We start from the raw sequence: 20,009 nt of genomic DNA on the forward strand, positions 1-20,009 counted from the left end.
GGGAGGGGAGGGGAAGGAGCGGGGCGGGGCGGGAGGGGTCAGACCGCGGGGCTGGTGGCCAGCACCCGGACCGCTTCGGCGACGGCGGCGCGGCGGGCGACGCGGACCGCGGTCTCGATGGGGCGCAACGCATCACGGCGTGCGGAGGCGGCCGAGGCCGACAACGCGCCACCCGGCTCGTCGACCGACGCGGCGGCGAGGATGGCGTCGACCTCGTCGGCGTGCTGCAGCACCCGCAGCGAGGTGGGGGGCATGCCGTCGGGCCACATCGACCGCGGCCGCGAGCGCAGCGCCGCCGCGATCTCCTCGCGCACACCCGGGCGGTGCCGGGCCACGCCCAGCGAGGTCAGGACGGAGGCCGACTGCCGGACCTGGTCGCGCAGGTCGAACTCGGCGTGGTTGAGCGGCACGTAGTCGGGCGGCGGGAGCTGGTCGCGCACGACGTGGACGGTCCAGCGCAGCACCCCGTCGGCGACGATGCCGGGCACGGCGCCGAGGCCGGCGTCGGGGAACAGGATGCCCTCCCCGGCGGCGAGCGCGGCGTCGGAGAAGGCGCCGGGGCCGGGCAGGCCGCGGATGTCGCCGGCGACGGGCAGCACGAGCCGGGCCTGGCCGCGGGGTGCGGCCCGGCGCAGCGCGGCGAGTAGGAACGTCAGCGACGACGGGGGCCGTGTCGGGAGGGGGAGGTCCGTCGCGTCGGCGGCGGCGTCGTCGACGGCGACGACGTCGTGGGCGTCGGCCCAGGGCGCGAGGGCGTCGAGGACGTCGTCGGGTGCCGCGGCACCGGCCAGCCAGGCCGAGGCCCACACCGTCAGGGTCGCGGAGGGACGAGACACGCGAGTCAGGCTACGCAACACCGGCGGGCGACGGCATGACCTCCGTGTGGGTGAGGGTTGAACACGAGGTGTGACGGATCGGTTTCCGCCGGTCACGGCCGGTCGGCTCCGCACGGGTGGTGTCGCACACGGCGTGTCGCCCGGATCGGGTTGTCGGCGCGGGGTAGAACGCTGCGGTGTCAGTGCGCTCCCACGACTACCGCGGCAGTTTCGGCGACGACGGCGTGCGCCGTCGGACGCGACGGACGGTGCCGGAGGTGGCGGCCGAGGCGGGGCTCGTCGTCGAGGACCCGGCGAGCGGGTTCTGCGGGGCGGTGGTGAAGGTCGACGTCCGCGAGGTGACGTTGGAGGACCGCCACGGCGCGCGCCGGGTGTTCCCGCTGCGGCCCGCGGCGTTCCTGTTCGAGGGCGCCCCGGCGACGCTGGTCGTGCCGAGGGCGGCGCCGAGGGGGCCGGGGCGGTCGGCGTCCGGGTCGGTCCATGTCGCGAACCTGAAGGCGCGCACCGCCCGGGCCAGCCGCATCTGGGTGGAGGGCATCCACGACGCGGCGCTCGTCGAGACGGTGTGGGGCCACGACCTGAGGGTGGAGGGGATCGTGGTGGAGCCGATGCACGGCATGGACGACCTCGCCGCCGCCGTCGCGGACTTCGGACCGGCCCCGCACCGCCGCCTGGGCATCCTCGTCGACCACCTCGTCGCCGGGTCGAAGGAGACCCGCGCCGCGCACGCCGTCGCCGGACCGGACGTGCTGGTCACCGGGCACCCGTTCGTCGACGTGTGGCAGGCGGTGAAGCCGTCGGTCGTCGGGATCCGGCAGTGGCCGGTGGTCCCGCGCGGGACCGACTGGAAGACCGGGGTGTGCGACGCGTTGCGCTGGGGTGAGCCGGCCGACGGGGCGCGGCGCGTCCTGGGTGCGGTGCGCAGCTTCCGGGACCTGGAGTCCGACCTGATCGGGGCCGTGGAGCACCTGATCGATTTCGTGACGGTCACCGACTGAGGTCTGGCAGGATCGTGGCATGGGCGCACTGATCTGGCTGATCGCCGGGGTGGCGCTGATCGCCGCGGAGGTGCTCAGCGGCGAGTTCTTCCTGTTGATGCTCGGCGCGGGTGCCCTGGCCGCCGCCGGTGGTTCGCTGCTGGGGCTGTCGGTGCTGCCGGCGACGCTGGTGTTCGCGGCCGTGTCGGTGCTGCTGATCTTCGCGGTGCGCCCGGCGCTGCGGCGCCGCCTCGACAGGGCGATCGAGCACCACACGACGAACACCGAGGCGTTGGTGGGCAGGCACGGCACGGTCGTCGCGGAGGTCCGGGGCGACCACACCGGTGGCCGTGTGAAGATCGGCGGCGACGTGTGGTCGGCGCAGGCCTACGACCACGAGCAGACCATCGAGAGCGGCACCCGCGTGCGGATCATCGAGATCTCCGGCGCGACGGCCATGGTGCTCGCCGAGGACTGATCGGCGGGCGATACGGTGCGGCCCTTCAGGGTCGGGCGATCTTCAGCGAGGAGGGATCGGGGTGGACGGCACGGTGACGCTCATCGTCGTACTGGTGATCGTGGTGCTGGTGGCGGTGACGCTGATCAGGGCTGTCCAGATCATCCCGCAGGCCACGGCCGCGGTGATCGAGCGGCTGGGCCGCTACAAGGCGACGCAGCCGCCGGGGCTGACGTTCCTGGTGCCGTTCGTCGACCGCATCCGGGAGCGGATCGACCTGCGCGAGCAGGTGGTGTCGTTCCCGCCGCAGCCGGTGATCACGCAGGACAACCTGACCGTCAACATCGACACGGTCGTGTACTTCCAGGTCACCGACCCGCGGTCGGCGGTCTACGAGATCTCCGACTACATCGTCGGCGTGGAGCAGATCACGACGACGACGCTGCGCAACGTGGTGGGCGGCATGACGTTGGAGGAGACGCTGACCTCCCGCGACCAGATCAACACCCAGCTGCGTGGCGAGCTCGACGAGGCGACCGGTCGGTGGGGCATCCGGGTGGCCCGGGTGGAGATCAAGGCCATCGACCCGCCGCCGTCGATCCAGGAGTCGATGGAGCGCCAGATGAAGGCCGACCGCGAGAAGCGGGCCATGATCCTCACCGCGGAGGGTGAGCGGGAGTCGGCGATCCGTAGCGCGGAGGGTCAGAAGCAGTCGCAGATCCTCACCGCGGAGGGCGCGAAGCAGGCGGCGATCCTCAACGCGGAGGCCGACCGGCAGTCGCGCATCCTGCGCGCGCAGGGTGACCGCGCGGCCCGTTACCTGCAGGCACAGGGCCAGGCGAAGGCCATCGAGAAGGTGTTCGCGGCGATCAAGGCGGGCAAGCCGACGCCGGAGCTGTTGGCCTACCAGTACCTGCAGACGTTGCCGCAGATGGCGCAGGGTGATGCCAACAAGGTGTGGCTGGTGCCGTCCGACTTCGGCAAGGCGCTGGAGGGCTTCACCCGGATGCTGGGCGCCCCCGGCGACGACGGGGTGTTCCGCTACGAGCCCAGCCCCGACGACGGTGCGGGACAGTCGGTCCGGCCCGAGGACGACGACCCGGGCCTCGAGGGCTGGTTCGACACCCGCACCAACCCGGAGATCGCCGCGGTCGTGGCCAACGCCGAGGCGCAGGCGCGCCAGGAGGTCCCGCCGCTGGGTGCGGAGCTTCCCGCCATCCCGGGTGCTCCGGGCGGCGTCGGCCACCAGCAGGGGCAGCACCAGCGGCAGACGCCGCCGTCGCCGGCGCCGCGGCGCGAGGCACCGAGTCCTGAGGCACCGCGGGAGATCGAGCAGGGCGACTGGGACGACCAGGGCCAGAGCTCGGTGCCGACGCCGCCGCGCGGCACCCCGGCCCAGGGCGGTGAGCAGCCGGGTCGTGACGACGAGGGCGGCAGCGGCCTGCCCGGCTACCCAGCACCCCCGCCTGCCCGCTGACCCGACACCACTCCGCCGAGTTCGTGGGGTCAGGCGAGGGTGAATCCGAACGGTAGCTCGAGGCGGTGCGCGCGCAGCATCTCGGTGTCGGCCAGCAGTTCCCGGGTCGGCCCGTCGGCCACGACCCGGCCCCCGTCGACGACGACGCTGCGCGGGCACAGCTGCAGGGCGTAGGGCAGGTCGTGGGTGACCATCAGCAGCGTGCGGTCGAGCCCGAGGAGCACCTCGGCGAGTTCGCGGCGGGCGACGGGGTCGAGGTTGGACGACGGCTCGTCGAGCACCAGGATCTCGGGGTCGCACGACAGGACGGTCGCGAGGGCGACCCGGCGGCGCTGCCCACCGGACAGGTGCAGGGGTGAGCGGTCGGCGTGCTCGGCCATCCCGACGGCGTCGAGCGCACCGGTGACGCGGGCGGTGAGCTCGTCGCCACGGACCCCGAAGTTGGCGGGCCCGAACGCGACGTCCTCGCGGACCGTCGGCATGAACAGCTGGTCGTCGGGGTCCTGGAAGACGATCCCGACGCGGCGCCGCACTTCCTGCAGGTGCGGTTTGGCCACGGGCAGCCCGCCGACGGCCACCGAACCCTCGGTGGGGGCGAGGATCCCGTTGAGCTGCAGGACCAGCGTCGTCTTCCCGGCGCCGTTGGGGCCCAGCAGGGCGACGCGCTCGCCGGGCTCGATGCGCAGGTCGACCCCGTGCAGGGCCGGGGTGCCGTCGGGGTAGGCGAAGTCGAGGCCACGGACGTCCAGCGACGGCGTTTCGTCGCCGGCTCCTGTGAGCGACGAAGTGGGCTCGGTGTCGGCACTCACGTCGTCATCATTCCTGCCACGGCGAGGGCGGCGGCGACCGCGGGCACGGCCAGCGCCGCGATCCACTGGGCGCGTGCGGCGGCCGGGGCGCCGGTCGTCGGCATGGTCCCGGTCCAGCCGCGGGAGAGCATCGCGAGGTGGACGCGTTCGCCGCGTTCGTAGGAGCGGACGAACAGGCTGCCGATGCCCCGCGCGGTCGCCCCGGCCTGCCACAGGAACCGGGGGTCGTGGCCGCGGGCGATGCGCGCCAACCGCATCCGCCGCGCCTCGCCCGCGATGACGTCGGCGTAGCGCAGCATCAGCGTCGCGATGGTGAGGACGAGCGCGGGGGCGCGCAGCCGCTGCAGGCCGAGCAGCAGGTCCCGCATCGGGGTGGTGGCGGCGAGGGTGAGCGAGGTGAGCACGCCGAGGGTGCCTTTGGCGAGGATGTTCCACGCCCCGAGGACACCGGTGTGCGACAGCGACATGCCGGCCCAGTCGAAGCGCGGGTCGGGCCCGGTGAACGGCAGCAGGATCGCCAGGACGACGAACGGTGCCTCGATGAGGGCGCGCCGCGCCATCCAGCCCGGCGGGATGCGGGCGGCGACCCAGACCGCGGCGAGCAGCAGCAGGTAGCCGCCGAAGGCCCAGAACGCCTCGCGGGGTGTCGCGACGACGCAGAGCACGGTGAGGAACGCTGCGACGATCTTGACCTCGGCCGGGAGCCGGTGGACCACCGACACGCCCGGCAGGTACAGCGGGTGCGAGTGCCCGGCGCCCATCAGTCGTCGTCGGATGGCGCGGGTTCCGGCTTGGTCCGGCCGCGCAGCAGCCAGAACAGCCCGCCCGCGACGAGCACCGTGACGATCACGCCGAGGATGCCCGCGATGCCGACGGAGTGCTCGGCCCCGCCGACGGAGTAGTCGGCCAGCGGACCGGACGCCGTCGCGTGGTCGGTGGCGTTCTGCGCGATGCAGGTGCCGTCGAGTTGCTCCCCGTCGGATGTCTCGGTGACCTCGCAGCCGTGCAGGGTGACCGAGTCGAGGCCGTCGGGGGAGGAGCTGGCGAGGTAGGAGACCCCGCCGGCGACGAGGAGGGCGACGAGCAGGAACCCGAGCAGGAACCGGGAGCGGCGGCGGGTGTCGGGCGCGGTCATGCGGAGCTCCCCTCGCCGCGGACGGCGGTGGCAGGCGCGTCGCGGGGTGCGGTGCGCAGCAGGTGGACGAGGTCGGGGCGGACGGCGGCGACGGCGCCGACGGTGGCGGCGGTGATGACGCCCTCGCCGATGCCGATGAGGGCGTGGAAGCCGACCATCAGCGCGAACACGGTGCCGGTGGTGGCGCCGGCCGCGCCGCCGATCGCGTATTGGAGGACGAATCCGAGGGAGGCGACGACGGTGTTGACGAACGCGGCGACGAACGCGGTGGCGAGCAGCCTGCCGCGGCTGCGCCGGGCGAGGCCGCGCAGGGCGCGGGCGACGCCCCACCCGACGAACACCCCGATGATCGCCATGTTGAACACGTTGGTGCCCAGCGCGGTGAGGCCGCCGTCGGCGAACAGCAGGGCCTGCACGACGAGGACGATCGTGATGCACAGGGTGCCGACCCACGGGCCGACGAGGATCGCGACGAGCGCGCCGCCGAGCAGGTGGCCGCTGGCGCCGGGCAGGATCGGGAAGTTGATCATCTGGACGGCGAAGACGAACGCCGTGACGAGGCCGGCCATGGGGGCGGTGCGGTCGTCGAGGTCGGCGCGGGCGCGCACGGCCGCGTAGCCGACGATCACGATGGAGATCACGCCGAAGATCAGCGACGTCGGCGCGTTCACGATGCCGTCGCTCATGTGCATCGCGACGTCTGTGGTGGTCACCTGCGCTCCTCACCGGTCCCGCGGCACGGGTCCTTCGCGGCCGTCAGCACAACACACCCGGTGGCCTTCCTGCCAGTCATGTGCGAGAACACTCGATCTGCGGTTGCGTGGAAGTGGCGGCGGGGCGGCGTGACCTGCGGTGATGGCGGTCGGCAGCCGGGGGCGGGCGGTTCCGGTCACGACGGTCGGGTGGCCCACCAACCGGAGGGGCGGCGCACGTCACATGCCGATCCGGGCGGGGTCGTCCACGATGGGGCGGTGACGCAGACCCTGTCGCGGCTGCCGGCACTGACGCCGCCCGCCGCCGAGCTCCCCGCGAGGGCCGAGGCGCTGCGCGCCGAGGTCCGGGAGTTCCTCTCCGACGAACGCGCCGCCGGCGCCTGGACACCCCGATCCGACGTGTGGTTGTCGGGTTGGGACGAGGACTTCACCCGCCGCCTCGCCGCCCGCGGCTGGCTGGGCATGACGATCCCGACGGAGTACGGCGGGCACGGTGCCTCCCCGCTCGACCGCTACGTCGTCACCGAGGAGCTGCTCGCGGCGGGCGCACCCGTTGCGGCGCACTGGGTCGCCGACCGCCAGATCGGGCCGTCCCTGCTGCGCCACGGCACCGAGGCGCAGCGGCGGAAGTACCTGCCGGGCATCGCCGCGGGCGAGGTGTACTTCGGCATCGGCATGTCCGAGCCCGACTCGGGCTCCGACCTCGCGTCGGTGCGCAGCCGGGCGACGAAGGTCGACGGCGGCTGGTCGCTGTCGGGCACGAAGGTGTGGACGTCGGGCGGGCACCACGCGCACGCGTTCTTCGCCCTGGTCCGCACCTCGCCGCCGGAGGAGGGCAAGCGGCACTCCGGGCTGTCGCAGCTGATCGTCGACCTGCGCGCGGACGGTGTCACGATCCGCCCCATCCCGCTGCTCACGGGCGCGCACCACTTCAACGAGGTCGTGTTCGACGACGCGTTCGTGCCCGACGACATGGTCCTCGGCGAGGTCGGCTCCGGCTGGGGGCAGGTCACCGGGGAGCTGGCGTTCGAACGGTCGGGCCCCGAGCGGTTCCTGTCGACGTTCCCGCTGCTGGCCGCGCTCGTCGGGGAGCTCTCGGGTGCCGACCTCGGGCCGGCGGGGCGCCGGGAGCTGGGCTCGCTGGTCGCGCGGCTGTGGGCGTTGCGGCGGATGTCGCTGGCGGTGGCCGGGTCGTTGGCGTCGGGACAGGCGCCGGAGCTGGCGGCGGCCGTCGTGAAGGACCTGGGCACCCGCTTCGAGAACGAGATCATCGACGCCGCCCGGTTGCTGGTGTCGGTGCCGCCCGACCCGGGAGCCGAGGGCGGCTACGCCCGCCTGCTCGCCGACGCCGTGCTGCACGCCCCCGGCTTCACGCTGCGCGGGGGGACCAACGAGGTGCTGCGCGGCATCGTCGCGCGCGGACTGGGGCTCCGATGACCGTTCCTGTTGTCGATCCGGACCTCGTCGAGCTGGCCGCGTCGGTGTTCGCCGACGCCACCGACGACAACCTCTGGGACACCCTCGAGCAGACCGGGCTCGCCCGCCTCGCCGTGGCCGAGGACGCGGGCGGCAGCGGCGGGTCGCTGCTCGACCTGGCCGCGGTCCTCGTCGAGGCCGGTGCGGCCGCCGCGTGGGCACCGCTGGCGGAGACCGACCTCGCGTGCAGGCTCGCCGCAACAGCCGGCCTCGAGGTCCCGGCGGGGCCGCTGACGTTCGCGCTCGACGCGCCGTTGAGCGTCGACAGGGACACGGTGTCCGGGACGCTCGCCCGCGTCCCGTGGGGTCGTTCCGCCGCCGCGGTCGTCGCGCTCGGCGGCGGTTCGGTCGTGGTGCTCGACCCGGCGACGGCGACGGTCGTCGAGGGCACCAACGTCGCCGAGGAGCCACGCGACACGCTGACCTGGTCTTCGGCCGCGGCCACCGTCGCGGCGGCGCCCGACGGCGCGGCCGCCGAGTTCGCCCTCCGGGCGGCGCTGTCGCGGTCGCTGCTGCTGGCCGGCGCGGCCCGCGGCGCCTTGACCAGGGCCGTCGGCTACGCGGGGGAGCGGGAGCAGTTCGGCCGCCCCATCGGCCGGTTCCAGGCGATCCAGCAGCAGCTCGCCCTCGCCGCGGCCGAGGTCGCCGCGGGTGGGGCGGCGGCGGAGTCGGCAGCGCGGGTGGTCGTCCGCGATGGCATCACCGCGCCGACGGCCGAGCTGGCCGTCGCCGCGGCGAAGGTCCGCACCGGCCAGGCGGCCACCGAAGTCGCCCGCGTCGCTCATCAGGTCCACGGCGCCATCGGGTTCACCCGCGAGCACGACCTGCGCCTCACGACGACGCGCCTCTGGGCGTGGCGCGACGAGGACGGCACCGACGGCGACTGGGCACAGCGCATCGGCGACCTCACCCTCGCCGCGGGCGCCGACGGCCTCTGGCCCCTGGTGACCGCCTGACCGGTCGTGAGTGGCGGTATTGGCCATGGCCAATACCGCCACTCACGACCGGTGTCAGCGCTGCCGGTCGGTCGGGAGCTTCCGGAAGTCCCAGCTCGTGATCTTCTCCGGGCGCAGCCGCAGCCAGGCGTGGCGGCCGTCGTGGTGGACCTTCCCGCCGTGGTAGCGGTCGGCCATGAGCTGCTCGGGGCCGTCGAGCTCCGGGCAGGGCTCGCCGGTCCGCGGGACCTCGCCGACGACCTCCACCCGGCCGCGGAGCTCCACGCCGCGCAGCTCGTTGTAGTCGTGGCCCGCGTCGATCACGGCCGCGATCCGCGGGTCGGCCGTCAGGTCGGCCCAGCGCTGGCTGCGCGACAACGACGTCAGCCACAGCGCCCCGCCGTGCCAGGCGTACCAGAGCGGGGTGGCGTGGGGGCCGTTCGTGCCGTTGGTGGCGACACGGCAGGTGCGCTCCTGCGCGAGGAACGCGTCGATCTCGTCGGGGGTCATGGCGATGGCGCGGGCACGGCGTTGCGGCTTCACGATCACCGACGCTAGACGAAGCTGTGTGGCGTGCAGTCAGCGCTCGAGGCTTTCCTCTCCGACCGGAACCGTCCGACGCCGTTCCTCGTGCTCGACCCGGCCGTCGTGGCGCGCCGGTACGCCGAGCTGACACAGGCGTTCCCGGGCGCGGAGATCCTGTACGCGGTCAAGGCGTGCCCGCACCCCGCCGTGCTGCGGGTCCTCGTCGACGCCGGCGCAGGGTTCGACGCTGCGAGCCCCGCGGAGGTCGCGTCGTGCGTCGAGGCGGGCGCCGATCCCGCCCGGATCTGCGCGGGCAACCCTGTCCGCGGTGCCGCCGCGACGGCTGCCTGCCACGCCGCCGGGGTGCGACGGTTCGTCACCGACAGCGTCGAGGACCTCGACGAGCTCGCCGTCCACGCGCCGGGCGCGGAGGTCCTGGTCCGGGTGCTGGTCGACGACACCGGGTCGGCGACACCGTTCTTCGGCAAGTTCGGCGCCACCCCCGCGGTGGCGACGGAGCTGTTGCGCGGCTGCGGCTCCCGGGGCCTCGTCGCGACGGGGGTGACGTTCCACGCCGGGTCGCAGCAGACCCGTCCCGCGACCTACTCCGCCGGTGCGGCCACCGCGGTGGCCGTCGCGACGGAGGCCGGCGTGCAGCGTCCGGTGCTCGACATCGGTGGGGGGCTGCCCGTGGCCTACCGGTCGGCCGTTCCCGCGTGGGCCGAGTTCGCCGCCGCGGTCGCCGGACATGACGTGCGGCTCGTCGTCGAACCCGGCCGCGCTCTCGTCGCCGAGGCCGGGGTGCTGCGCACGAGCGTGCTGCGGGTGTCGCGACGCCCGGGCGTCGACCACCGGCGCTGGGTGTACCTCGACGCCGGCCGCTACCAGGGTCTCGCCGAGACCGAGAACGAGGCGATCGACTACCCGGTGCGGGTCGCGGGCCGCGACGGGCCCACCGGGCCGGTCGTCATCGCGGGCCCGACCTGCGACGGTGACGACGTCCTCTACCGGCGCACCCCGTACGCGCTGCCGCTGTCGTTGCGGGCGGGCGATCACGTCGACCTTCTGCACGCCGGCGCCTACACGGCCTCGTACGCGTCGGTGGGGTTCAACGGGTTCGCGCCGCTGCCGGTCCACGTGGCGCCGCAGCCGAGCTCCCGCGCAACCTGACGGTTGGCCCGCCGGCCGCGGACAGCAGTGAGGTTGCGCGCGGTCACCGCACTGCTGCGCAGCGACCCCGAGACGCACCCGGGGCAGGCGGAGGACGGGGCGGCGCCTAGATTTCGACGTCGTGACCCAGCCGCCCGCGCCCGTCGGCCGCCACGTCCTCGCCGACCTCGAGGACGTCGACGCCGCCGTCCTCGACGACGTCGCGGGGCTCCGGGCCGCCCTCGCCGACGCGCTCACCGGCGCCGGGGCCACCGTTCGGCAGCTGGTCGCGGAGGCGTTCGAGCCGCACGGGGTCACCGTCGTCGCGCTGCTGGCGGAGTCGCACGCGTCGGTGCACACCTGGCCCGAGCACGGCCGGGCCCTCGTCGACGTGTTCACCTGCGGCGACGCGGCCGACCCCCACCGGGCGGTGGCGCTGCTCGCGGGCGCGCTCGGCGCGACACTGCGCGAGGTCCGGACCGAACCACGCGGCGGGGAACCGGGCCGCGTCGTCGAGCCGATCTCCCCCGGCCTCACCAGGACCTGGGCGCTCGGGCGAATCCACCACCGCGAGTCGACGGAGTTCCAGGACATCCTGATCGCCGACACCGCGCACGGCGTCACCCTGTTCTGCGACGACGAGCGGCAGAGCGCCGAGTCGACGCAGCTGATCTACCACGAGGCGCTGTTCGTCCCGGCCGCGTTGTCGGCGCGCCGCCGGGAGCGGGTGCTCGTGGTGGGTTCGAGCGAGGGCGTCGTCAGCGAGCTCGCGGTCGCGTGCGGCGCGACGCTCGTCGACCACGTCGACGTCGACGACGCCGCGGTGCGGGCGTGCGCGGCGCACCTGCCCTACGGCTACACCCCCGAGACCCTGGCGGCGGCCGAACGCGGCGACGGGCCGGTGCGGGTGCACTACGCCGACGGCCTGAGATGGGTCCGCGGTGACGGCCCGCGCTACGACGTGATCGTCGTCGACCTCCCCGACGAGCGTCCCGACGACGCCGAGAACCAGCTCAACCGGCTGTACACGCACCGTTTCCTGGCCGACTGCCGCGCCCGGCTCACCGACGGCGGGGTCGTCGTGTCGCAGGCCGGCAGCGCCGCGGCGTGGCGGGACGCGACGCTGCGCGCGGCGTGGGACCGGTTCCACGACGTGTTCGCCCAGGTCCGCTACGTCGGTAGCGACGAGCACGAGTGGTCGTTCCTGATCGGCGGGGAGGATCTGGCCGATCTCGATCTCGCGGTGCTGCCGTACGCGCCGGTGAGCATCGACGCCGACTTCCTGCGCGCCCGCACGGTCGCGCCTGCCACGCTGCGGAACCGCTGAACCGCAATCAGTCGTCGGGGTGCTTCCGCCCCGGGGTGCGGTGCGCCATCCTCGGGAGGTCCGGCCCGCTGGGGGCCGCAGTGCCCCCGGAAGGATGATCGCGTGCCGGCTGCTCGGATGTGGAGGGCGGCCGCCTCGGTCGTCGTGGCGCTCGCGACAGGGGTGCTGGTCGCCTCGCCCGCGTCGGCCCAGGAGCAGGCCCAGGACAAGGCGCAGCAACCGGCGCCGGTCGGCCGCTACGTCGCGATGGGCGACTCCTACACCGCCGGCCCGCTCGTCCCGATCCAGACCGGTAAGCCCGTCGGCTGCCTGCGGTCGACGAACAACTACCCCGCCCTCGTCGCGAAGGGTCTCGCCGTGACCACGGCGCAGGACGTCAGCTGCAGCGGCGCCACCACCGCGAACCTGGCCGGCCCGCAGCGGACGGGCCTGGGCACCAACGCCGCGCAGCTCGACGCGCTGGGCCCCGACGTGTCGCTGGTGACGCTCGGCATCGGCGGCAACGACATCGGGTTCGTCTCGATCGTCGCCGAGTGTGCGACCCGGTCGCCGCTGAAGCCGACCGGTGCGGCATGCCGCGACCATTACACCGGGACCGGCAGCGACGAGCTGGCCACCCGCATCGACGCGACCGCCCCGAGGATCGCCGCCGCGCTGGCGGCCGTCACGGCCCGAGCGCCGCAGGCGCACGTGCTGCTGGTCGGCTACCCGGCGCTGCTGCCCGACACCGGCGACGGCTGCTTCCCGTTCGTCCCGTTCAGCGCCGGCGATGTCGACTACCTGCGCGGGGTGGAGCAGAAGCTCAACACGATGCTCGCCGACCAGGCCGCGGCCGCGGGCGTGGACTACGTCGACACCTACACCCCGAGCATCGGGCACGACATGTGCGCCGACCACGGCGTCCGCTGGATCGAGGGCCTGATCCCGACCTCACCCGCCGCACCGGCGCACCCCAACGCCGCGGGCATGCGCGGCATGGCCGACGCCGTGCTGGGCGCGCTGGCGCCGTCGTCGAACGTCGCCTGATCCGTCACTTCTCCGCGTAGGACGTCACGACGCGCCCCGGGACGGGGATCCGGACCGGGGTGTCGCCGAAGAGCCGCCGGGTCGCGGTGTCGGCGGCGTCCTGCACCAGCCGCGCGGCCTCGGCAGCGCCCTCGGCCGGGCCGTGCAGCAGTACCTCGTCGTGCTGGAAGAACACCAGCCGGGCCGGGTCGCCCGCGGCGTGCAGCGCCGCCCGCAGCTCCGCGAGCAGCACCAACGCCCACTCCGCGGCGGTGGCCTGCACGACGAAGTTGCGGGTGAACCGGCCGCGGGCCCGGGCGCGGGACGGTTGTTCGTCGCCGGGCTGCGCCGGCGGCGAGGTGCGGCCGAGCCAGGAGCGGACGATGCGGCCGTCCTCCCCGGCCCGCGCGGCGGCCTCGACGACCTCGACCGCGGCGGGGAACCGGCGGCGCAGCAGCGCCAGGTGTCTGCCGGCGTCGCCGGACGTCTGACCGTAGATCGCCGACAGCACCGCGAGCTTCGCCTTGGCCCGCCCGTCGGTGGCGGCCGCGCCGAACAGCTCGTGCGCGAGTCCGGCGTAGAGGTCGGAGTCGCGTTCGCGGCCGCCGGCGCGGGCCAGCGCGTCGTCGCCGGCCATCGCGGCGAGGATGCGCGGTTCGAGCTGGGCGGCGTCGGCGACGACGAGCCGGTTGCCGGGGTCGGCCCGCACCGCGGCGCGCACGGCCTTCGGGATCTGCAGCGCCCCACCGCCGCGGGTCGCCCAGCGCCCGGACACCACCCCACCGACGACGTACTCGGGCCGGAACCGGCCGTCGCGCACCCAGGTGGACAGCCACGCCCAGCCGTGCGCGGTGTGCAGCCGGGCCAGCTCCTTGTAGGCGAGCAGCGGCGCGACCGCGGGATGGTCGACGCGCTCGATCACCCAGGAACGGGTGCTCGGCAGCTCGATCCCGACCCGGGCGAAGGCGCGCAGCACCTCGGCGGGGGAGTCTGGGTTGACGGCGCGGCCGAAGGCGGCGTCGATCTCGTCGGCGAGCGCCGCGAGGCGGGCCGGGCGGGCGTACCCGCCCGGCCGCGGGCCCAGCGCGTCGGTGAGCAGCGCGTCGTGCACGGCGGCGTCCCAGGGCAGTCCGTCGGCGCGCATCTCCTCGGCGACGATCCCGCCCGCCGACTCCGCCGTGGCCAGCAGCGACAGCCGGGGATCGGCTGCCAGTGACCGGTGTTGTGCCGCATGGACCGCGACCAGCGCGGCGAGGGTCTCCGGACCCGCGGGGGCGGCGCTGCGGAACAGTCCGGGCGGCTCGTCGTCGGCCTCCGGTGGCGGGTCGGGCAGCTCGGGGAGCCCGGCCAGCCGCGCCCTCGCCGCGGCGAGGCCGTGCGGGGCGCCGAACCGGCCCGCGGCCGCCACCAGCAGCCGCTCGACCAGCTCGACGTCGTGGGCGCGCGCGACCCGGACCCCGGCGGCGAGCAACGCGCGGTAGGTCCGGGGGTTGCGCCACACCCAGCGCGGCGCGTCGCGGTCGAGTGCGGACAGCTCCGCCGGGCCGACCGTCGCGACGGGCCCGAGCGGTGCGTCGGTCCCGTCGAGCCGCTGGATCAGCAGCGGACCGTCGGGGTCGGCGTGCACGGCGATACGAGGAGAGATGCGCGGAAGGATGCGGCGACCCTAACGACCGGCACCGACAGACCTCGTGAGTGGCGATAGTCGCTATAGCGACTATCGCCACTCACAGGGGCCGTTGCCCGATCGCCCGGTGCCGAGCCCGCGACGGCAGACCGGCCAGCAGCCCCCGCTGCGGCACGCCGTACACGTCGACACCGGTCGCGCCGACCTCGGCGAGGACGTCGGCCGCGGCCAGCACCCCGGTGACGGCGGCGCGTTCCATCAGCCCGCACACCAGCGGCGCCTCGACGAAGTCCCCGGCGACGCGTACGCCGCGGGCGTCGGTGCGCACCCCGGGGCGGGTGCCGGCGCTGCCGGGCGGGAACGCGGGCGCGGTGGCGTCGCTCCGGTCGACGCGGTGCACGTGCGCGACGCCGGCGGTCTCGGGCCACAGCGCCGCGAGCTCGGCGACCATCCGGTCGGCGGCGCCGTCGGGTTCGGTGCACGCGTAGGAGTGCAGCTCCAGCACGCAGCCGCCGGTCTCACGGGCCCACCGCGCCGACGGCTCCTCCAGCCGCGAGTACACCGTCACCGAGTCGAGCGTGGCCTCCCCGCTGACGGCGCTGAACACCGCCCGGGAGGCGTCGACGTCGGCACCCAGCCACAGCCTGGTGACGACGAACGGCGGCGCCGTGGTCAGCGCCGCGGCCTGGCCGGCCAGCCGCGGCGCCACCGAAGCCAGCTCCGGGGAGGCGGCGGCGACGTCGCGCAGCGCGCCCGGGTCGAGGGCGAGGACGACGTGGCGGCTGGTGAGCGTCGCGCCGTCGCCGAGCTCCAGCGCCCAGCCCGGGCCGTCGGGGCGCAGCGACCGCAGCGCGCAGCCGGTGCGGATCGTTGCGCCCCGGGCCCGCAGGTACTCCGCGAGCGGCGCCCAGATGGCGTGCAGGTGGTCGGTGCGGGGCGCGTCGAACCCGATGCCCTCGGGGTTGGCGAGGAAGTAGAAGTGGAACATCGCGACCAGCTCGGCTGCCGAGAGCCCCTGCGGGTCGCAGAAGAACGACCGCGCGAACGCCTCGAACAGCATCTCCCGCGCCCGGTCCGACACCCGCAGCCCGGCGAGGAAGTCCCCGGCGCTCATGGTGTCGAGCAGTGTCGTGGTCCGGTGCCGGTCGAAGGTCAGCAGCTCGGTACCGAGCGCCACGTCGGCACCGGCGAGGTCGCGCAGCGTCAGGCTCGCCGAGCGCGCGAACAGCGCCAGCAGGTTCAGTGGGGGAGCCGCGGGCAGCCCGCCCAGATCCTCGGGCGGGAAGCGGCGCGAGATCACCGGGTAGCCCTCGACCGGGCGCAGGAACCCGAGGCCGGGGTCGATGCGGCGCAACACGTCCCGCCACGTGTAGTACTGCCGGAAGAACGCGTGGAAGCCGTGCTCGACGACCTGCTCCGACCCGTCGGGCAGCGTGACGGGCCACGCCCCGAGCCGTCCCCCCAAGGTCGCGGCGGCCTCGACGAGCGTCACCGCCACACCACGTTCGGCCAGCACCGTGGCCGCACTCACACCGGCCACACCGGCCCCGACCACGATCGCCTCGGTGCCGGGCGGGGCCTGCCGTGGCAGGCTGGGGTCGGCGGCCACGAGAAGCCGCGGCCGCATTCGCAGAGGGGCGGCGCGACCGCCGGGGGAGCCCACGCGTCGAGCGTAGAGCGAGCCTGTCCGCGCCGCTCCTGCAGACACCGGCGACGGCCGGTCGAGGAGGAACGTCGATGACGGTGCAGGTCGGGCGCTACGGCGTGTGGCGCCGGGGGCGCGAGCTCGACGGCGCGCTCGCGGCGCGCATCGAGGAGCTCGGGTACGGCGCGATCTGGATCGGTGGCTCCCCGCCCGCCGAGCTCGGCATCGTCGAGGAACTGCTGTCCGCCACCGACGCGATCGCGGTCGGCACGAGCATCGTGAACATGTGGAACAGCCCGGCCGACGAGGTCGCGCGCTCCTACCACCGGATCGAGAAGGCGTTCCCCGGCCGGTTCCTGCTCGGTGTCGGTGTCGGCCACCCGGAGGCCACGACGCAGTACGCGAAGCCGTTCGACACGATCGTCGGCTACCTCGACGCGCTCGACGCCGCCGGCGTCCCCGTCGAGGGGAGGGCGCTGGCCGCGTTGGGGCCCAAGGTGCTGCGGGTTTCCGCCGAGCGGACCGCGGGTGCGCTGCCGTACCTGACGACGCCCGAGCACACCCGTGAGGCGCGGGAGATCCTGGGCGACGGGCGGCTGCTGGTGGCCGAGCACAAGGTCGTCCTCGACACCGACCCGCAGCGGGCCCGCGACCTGGGCCGCCCGGCCGTCGTCAGCCCCTACCTGGGCCTGGTGAACTACCGGCGCAACCTGATGCGGCTCGGCTTCACCGCCCGCCAGCTCGACGACGCCGCTGACGAGGTGATCGACGCCGTCGTCGCGCACGGCGACGCCGCCGCCGTCGCGGCCCGGCTGAACGAGCACCTCGCCGCGGGCGCCGACCACGTCTGCGCGCAGCTGCTCGTGCCCGGCTCCGATGACCCCGTCCCCGGGCTCACTGAACTCGCAGGGGCGCTAGGGCTCTGAGCGGTCCGCCGGGGCCACCTGCGGGCCGTTGATCCCGCAGTGCGGGCAGCGTTCGAGGGCGAACCGGTCGCCCCCGGGCGCCGCCCCGCCCCCTGCCGACAGGTCCGGTGTGGCGGTGCGGCCGGTCCGCACGAACACGAACGACACGACCGCGGCCGCCACCAGCAGCGCCGCGCCGATCCACATCGTGACCCGGTAGCCCGCGGCGAACACCACCGGGTCGGTGTAGGCGTCCCCGGTGATCCCCGCGACGCCGGGGACCACGGCGACGGCCAGCAGCCCGGCGGCGCGCGCGACGGCGTTGTTCACCCCGGACGCCGCGCCCGCGTGCCGGTCCGACGCCGCGTCGAGGACCGTCGACGTCAACGGTGCGACGGTCAGCGACAGCCCCACACCGAACACGACGACCGCCGGCAGCACGTCGGCCGGCCACGACGCGTCCGCCCCGATACGGCCCATCAGCACGAGCCCACCCGCGGAGACCAGAGGGCCGACCGTCATCGGGATGCGCGCCCCGATCCGCTGCGCCAGCGCGCCCGCGCGCGAGGAGAACAGCAGCATGATCACCGTGACCGGCAGCAGCGCCGTCCCGGCCTGCAGCGGGCTGAACCCCGACACCACCTGCAGGAACAGCACCAGCATCACGAACACGGTGCCGAGGGCCGCGTAGATGAACAGGGTCGCGACGTTCGCCGCGGTGAACACGCGGTCGGCGAACAGGCCCGGCGGCACGAGGGGATGCGACGAGCGTCGTTCGGCGACGACGAACCCCGCCAGCGCGAGGACGCCGACGACCAGGCCGACGACCAGCGCGGGGGAGGTGCCCGACCCGAGCCCGGTCAGCGACCACGTCAGCGCGCCGAGCCCGAGCGTGGCCAGCACCGTCCCGGTCACGTCGAGGTGCGGTGCCGCCGACGGGTCGCGGGTCTCCGGGACGTGCCGGACCGCGACGACGACGATCAGCACCGCCAGCGGCAGGTTGATCCAGAACACCAGCCGCCAGTCGATGCCGACGAGCCAGCCGCCCAGGAACGGGCCGACCGCCCCGGCGATGCCGCCCAGTCCCGACCAGGCACCGATGGCGGCGCCCCGGTCGCGGCCGTGGAACGACGCCGAGATGATCGCCAGGCTGCCGGGGGTGAGCAGCGCCCCGCCGATGCCCTGCAGCGCGCGGGCAGCGATCAGCGTCTCGATGTTCGGGGCCAGCCCGCACACCGCCGAGGCGACCGCGAACCAGACGACGCCGATGACGAAGACGCGGCGTCGGCCGAACCGGTCGCCCAGCGAACCGCCCAGCAGGATCAGCGACGCGAGGGTGAGCGTGTAGGCGTTGACCGTCCACTGCAGGCCGGTGAACCCGGCACCGAACTCGTGCCCGATGCGTTCGAGCGCGACGTTGACGACCGTCCCGTCGAGCATCGCCATGCCCGAGCCGAGGACCGTCGTGAGGAGCACCCAGCGTCCCGCGGGGGTGCGCAGTTGCAGCTCGCCGGCCGCATCGCCCATGGCCGCCGAGCCTAGACACCCCCGGCGGTCGCCGCCGCGCGCGCGGGTGTGTGGCGGCGGGACGCCTGGAGGTTGCGTCGATCATGATCAGCAGACCGGGTGGCTTCGCCGACCTGCGGTCACGCTCCGTGCTCGCTTTCCTGCGGTGTTCGTGAGGGGGATACCGACTCGCCGGGTGAACGGGCCCGTGTGGAACAGTCGGTGACCAGGTCGTCACCGGGTGACGTGACGGTCGTTGGCCGAGGTGGACGGAACGGGAGGTAGCCGACGATGGGCGCACACAGGTGGCGCAGGGTGACGTCGCGACCCGTCCGCACGCGCCGGGCGCTGGTGGCCGCCGCGCTCGTCGCGATCACCGGCCTCGCCGGCACGGGTGTCGCCCTCGCGGCGCCCGCGGGCCCCCCGCCCGCCGAGCCGCCCCCTACCGCCTCGGGTCTCGACCCGGTCCGTGCCGACCTCCCGGTCCTCGGCACCGCGCCGCGCACCGCGACCACCGACGCGCCGCCGTCGAGCACCGCCCAGCGTTCGACAGCCCCGCCTTCGACAACCCCGCCTTCGACAGCCCCGCCTTCGACGACCACCACCACCACGGCCCCGACGACCCGTGCCACCGCGCAGCACAGCACCACCCCCCGCACGACGACGGCTCCTGCCGCCCGCCCCGACGGTGTCGCCGGCACGCCGTGCACCGCGACCGCCCGCGCCTGCGTCGACCTGGCCACCCGCACCGCCTGGCTGCTCGACGGCGACCAGGTCGTCCGCGGGCCGGTCGCGATGCAGCACGGCGGCTCCGAGTACCCGACGCCGACCGGGACGTTCGCGGTGCAGTGGAAGGCTGAGCAGTACACCAGCCGCGAGTTCGGCACCCCGATGCCGTACTCGGTCTTCTTCGCTCCCGGCGGGGTCGCGTTCCACGAGGGCCGGCAGGACACCCCGTCGGCGGGCTGCGTGAAGCTCGTCCACGACGACGCGAAGGCGTGGTTCTCCTACCTCCAGGTCGGCGACGAGGTCCAGGTTCATTAGGAGGACCGTTCGGACGGGCAGGGTCTCCAGCGGCGAACACCCCGTCCGGACGCACCGAATTCACTTCTACGCGGGGTAGAATCGACCTCGTGCCGAGTCTGGGTGAGTTGGAGCGTGCCGTCATGGAGGTCCTGTGGGCCGCCGACGGGCCGCAGACCGCGCGAGAGGTCCAGGAGGCCCTTGCCGACCGTGACCTGGCGACGACGACCGTGCTGACGGTCCTCGGTAGGCTGGAACGCAAACAGCTGGTGACCCGCACCCGCGACGGGCGGGCGCACCACTACCAGCCGGTGGCCAGCCGGGAGGACCATGTGGCCGAGCTGATGCGCGACGCACTCGACGCCGCCCCCGACCGTGGGGCCGCGCTCGCGCGTTTCCTGGGCTCGATCCCCGACGACGAACGCGCCGCCCTGCGCGACCTGCTGGGCTGACGGTCCCGCCGTCGTGCGTGTCCGGCGTCA

20 protein-coding genes are annotated in these 20,009 nt (G+C 74.6%); 11 read left to right on the forward strand and 9 right to left on the reverse strand.

Annotation, left to right across the window (positions count from 1 at the left end; all coding sequences use genetic code 11):
• Positions 1-38 precede the first annotated feature (38 nt).
• Complete coding sequence (locus PSU4_RS01235) at positions 39-836, reverse strand: Rv1486c family protein (RefSeq protein WP_147101864.1); 798 nt, start codon at positions 834-836, stop codon at positions 39-41.
• A 182-nt stretch (positions 837-1,018) separates the two neighbouring features.
• Between PSU4_RS01235 and PSU4_RS01240 the strand changes: the two genes are divergently transcribed.
• The 3 genes from PSU4_RS01240 (at position 1,019) to PSU4_RS01250 (ending at position 3,747) form a co-directional block, all read left to right on the forward strand.
• Positions 1,019-1,834, forward strand: coding sequence for a DUF3097 domain-containing protein (locus tag PSU4_RS01240; RefSeq protein WP_246114901.1), 816 nt, complete (start codon positions 1,019-1,021; stop codon positions 1,832-1,834).
• Positions 1,835-1,853: 19 nt separating this feature from the next.
• A complete protein-coding gene (locus PSU4_RS01245; protein ID WP_147101866.1) occupies positions 1,854-2,291 on the forward strand; it encodes an NfeD family protein in 438 nt (145 codons plus the stop codon).
• Positions 2,292-2,352: 61 nt separating this feature from the next.
• Positions 2,353-3,747: an SPFH domain-containing protein gene (locus PSU4_RS01250; RefSeq protein WP_246114887.1), complete on the forward strand. Its 1,395-nt coding sequence runs from the start codon at positions 2,353-2,355 to the stop codon at positions 3,745-3,747.
• 29 nt (positions 3,748-3,776) lie between these two features.
• Here PSU4_RS01250 and PSU4_RS01255 read toward each other — a convergent pair whose 3' ends face one another.
• The 4 genes from PSU4_RS01255 to PSU4_RS01270 are packed head-to-tail and all read right to left on the reverse strand — an operon-like array spanning position 3,777 to position 6,404.
• On the reverse strand, positions 3,777-4,556 hold the full coding sequence (locus PSU4_RS01255) for an energy-coupling factor ABC transporter ATP-binding protein (protein ID WP_147101867.1): 780 nt from the start codon (positions 4,554-4,556) through the stop codon (positions 3,777-3,779).
• The gene (cbiQ, locus tag PSU4_RS01260) at positions 4,553-5,317 is read right to left on the reverse strand and encodes a cobalt ECF transporter T component CbiQ (protein ID WP_147101869.1); all 765 of its coding nucleotides are present in this window, start codon (positions 5,315-5,317) and stop codon (positions 4,553-4,555) included. The genes PSU4_RS01255 and cbiQ overlap by 4 nt, the downstream gene beginning before the upstream one ends.
• The gene (locus PSU4_RS01265) at positions 5,317-5,691 is read right to left on the reverse strand and encodes a PDGLE domain-containing protein (protein WP_147101870.1); all 375 of its coding nucleotides are present in this window, start codon (positions 5,689-5,691) and stop codon (positions 5,317-5,319) included. Before PSU4_RS01265 ends, cbiQ begins: the two co-directional genes overlap by 1 nt.
• Positions 5,688-6,404, reverse strand: a complete 717-nt coding sequence (locus PSU4_RS01270) for an energy-coupling factor ABC transporter permease (protein WP_246114888.1) — start codon at positions 6,402-6,404, stop codon at positions 5,688-5,690. Before PSU4_RS01270 ends, PSU4_RS01265 begins: the two co-directional genes overlap by 4 nt.
• A gap of 258 nt (positions 6,405-6,662) precedes the next feature.
• Between PSU4_RS01270 and PSU4_RS01275 the strand changes: the two genes are divergently transcribed.
• Together PSU4_RS01275 and PSU4_RS01280 are read left to right on the forward strand one after the other, a co-directional pair.
• On the forward strand, positions 6,663-7,841 hold the full coding sequence (locus tag PSU4_RS01275; RefSeq protein WP_246114889.1) for an acyl-CoA dehydrogenase family protein: 1,179 nt from the start codon (positions 6,663-6,665) through the stop codon (positions 7,839-7,841).
• A complete protein-coding gene (locus PSU4_RS01280) occupies positions 7,838-8,836 on the forward strand; it encodes an acyl-CoA dehydrogenase family protein (RefSeq protein ID WP_147101873.1) in 999 nt (332 codons plus the stop codon). The genes PSU4_RS01275 and PSU4_RS01280 overlap by 4 nt, the downstream gene beginning before the upstream one ends.
• Positions 8,837-8,890: 54 nt before the next feature.
• Here the strand turns inward: PSU4_RS01280 and PSU4_RS01285 are convergent, their stop codons facing one another.
• Positions 8,891-9,358, reverse strand: coding sequence for a pyridoxamine 5'-phosphate oxidase family protein (locus PSU4_RS01285; RefSeq protein WP_147101875.1), 468 nt, complete (start codon positions 9,356-9,358; stop codon positions 8,891-8,893).
• Positions 9,359-9,388: 30 nt separating this feature from the next.
• On the opposite strand from PSU4_RS01285, the gene PSU4_RS01290 reads away from it, so the two are divergent.
• The 3 genes from PSU4_RS01290 to PSU4_RS01300 all read left to right on the forward strand — a co-directional run bounded on the left by PSU4_RS01290 (position 9,389) and on the right by PSU4_RS01300 (position 12,842).
• Positions 9,389-10,510: a type III PLP-dependent enzyme gene (locus PSU4_RS01290; protein WP_147101877.1), complete on the forward strand. Its 1,122-nt coding sequence runs from the start codon at positions 9,389-9,391 to the stop codon at positions 10,508-10,510.
• A 121-nt stretch (positions 10,511-10,631) separates the two neighbouring features.
• Positions 10,632-11,816: an adenosylmethionine decarboxylase gene (gene speD, locus PSU4_RS01295; RefSeq protein WP_147101879.1), complete on the forward strand. Its 1,185-nt coding sequence runs from the start codon at positions 10,632-10,634 to the stop codon at positions 11,814-11,816.
• A 102-nt stretch (positions 11,817-11,918) separates the two neighbouring features.
• The gene (locus tag PSU4_RS01300; RefSeq protein ID WP_246114890.1) at positions 11,919-12,842 is read left to right on the forward strand and encodes an SGNH/GDSL hydrolase family protein; all 924 of its coding nucleotides are present in this window, start codon (positions 11,919-11,921) and stop codon (positions 12,840-12,842) included.
• 4 nt (positions 12,843-12,846) lie between these two features.
• Here PSU4_RS01300 and PSU4_RS01305 read toward each other — a convergent pair whose 3' ends face one another.
• The gene (locus tag PSU4_RS01305; RefSeq protein ID WP_147101881.1) at positions 12,847-14,448 is read right to left on the reverse strand and encodes a bifunctional 3'-5' exonuclease/DNA polymerase; all 1,602 of its coding nucleotides are present in this window, start codon (positions 14,446-14,448) and stop codon (positions 12,847-12,849) included.
• 100 nt (positions 14,449-14,548) lie between these two features.
• Positions 14,549-16,111: an FAD-dependent oxidoreductase gene (locus PSU4_RS01310; RefSeq protein WP_147101883.1), complete on the reverse strand. Its 1,563-nt coding sequence runs from the start codon at positions 16,109-16,111 to the stop codon at positions 14,549-14,551.
• A gap of 74 nt (positions 16,112-16,185) precedes the next feature.
• On the opposite strand from PSU4_RS01310, the gene PSU4_RS01315 reads away from it, so the two are divergent.
• Positions 16,186-17,019 carry a TIGR03620 family F420-dependent LLM class oxidoreductase gene (locus PSU4_RS01315; RefSeq protein WP_147101885.1) on the forward strand — a complete coding sequence of 278 codons (834 nt, stop codon included), beginning with the start codon at positions 16,186-16,188 and terminating at the stop codon, positions 17,017-17,019.
• Here the strand turns inward: PSU4_RS01315 and PSU4_RS01320 are convergent.
• Positions 17,008-18,525 (reverse strand): MFS transporter, encoded by a 1,518-nt coding sequence (locus PSU4_RS01320; RefSeq protein WP_147101887.1) that lies wholly within the window; start codon positions 18,523-18,525, stop codon positions 17,008-17,010. The two genes, PSU4_RS01315 and PSU4_RS01320, sit on opposite strands and share 12 nt — an antisense overlap.
• Positions 18,526-18,819: 294 nt before the next feature.
• Between PSU4_RS01320 and PSU4_RS31765 the strand changes: the two genes are divergently transcribed.
• Complete coding sequence (locus tag PSU4_RS31765) at positions 18,820-19,548, forward strand: L,D-transpeptidase (protein ID WP_246114891.1); 729 nt, start codon at positions 18,820-18,822, stop codon at positions 19,546-19,548.
• 89 nt (positions 19,549-19,637) lie between these two features.
• On the forward strand, positions 19,638-19,979 hold the full coding sequence (locus PSU4_RS01330) for a BlaI/MecI/CopY family transcriptional regulator (protein WP_147101889.1): 342 nt from the start codon (positions 19,638-19,640) through the stop codon (positions 19,977-19,979).
• Positions 19,980-20,009: the final 30 nt, after the last annotated feature.

This window comes from Pseudonocardia sulfidoxydans NBRC 16205 (assembly GCF_007989085.1).
GTDB classification, from domain to species: domain Bacteria; phylum Actinomycetota; class Actinomycetes; order Mycobacteriales; family Pseudonocardiaceae; genus Pseudonocardia; species Pseudonocardia sulfidoxydans.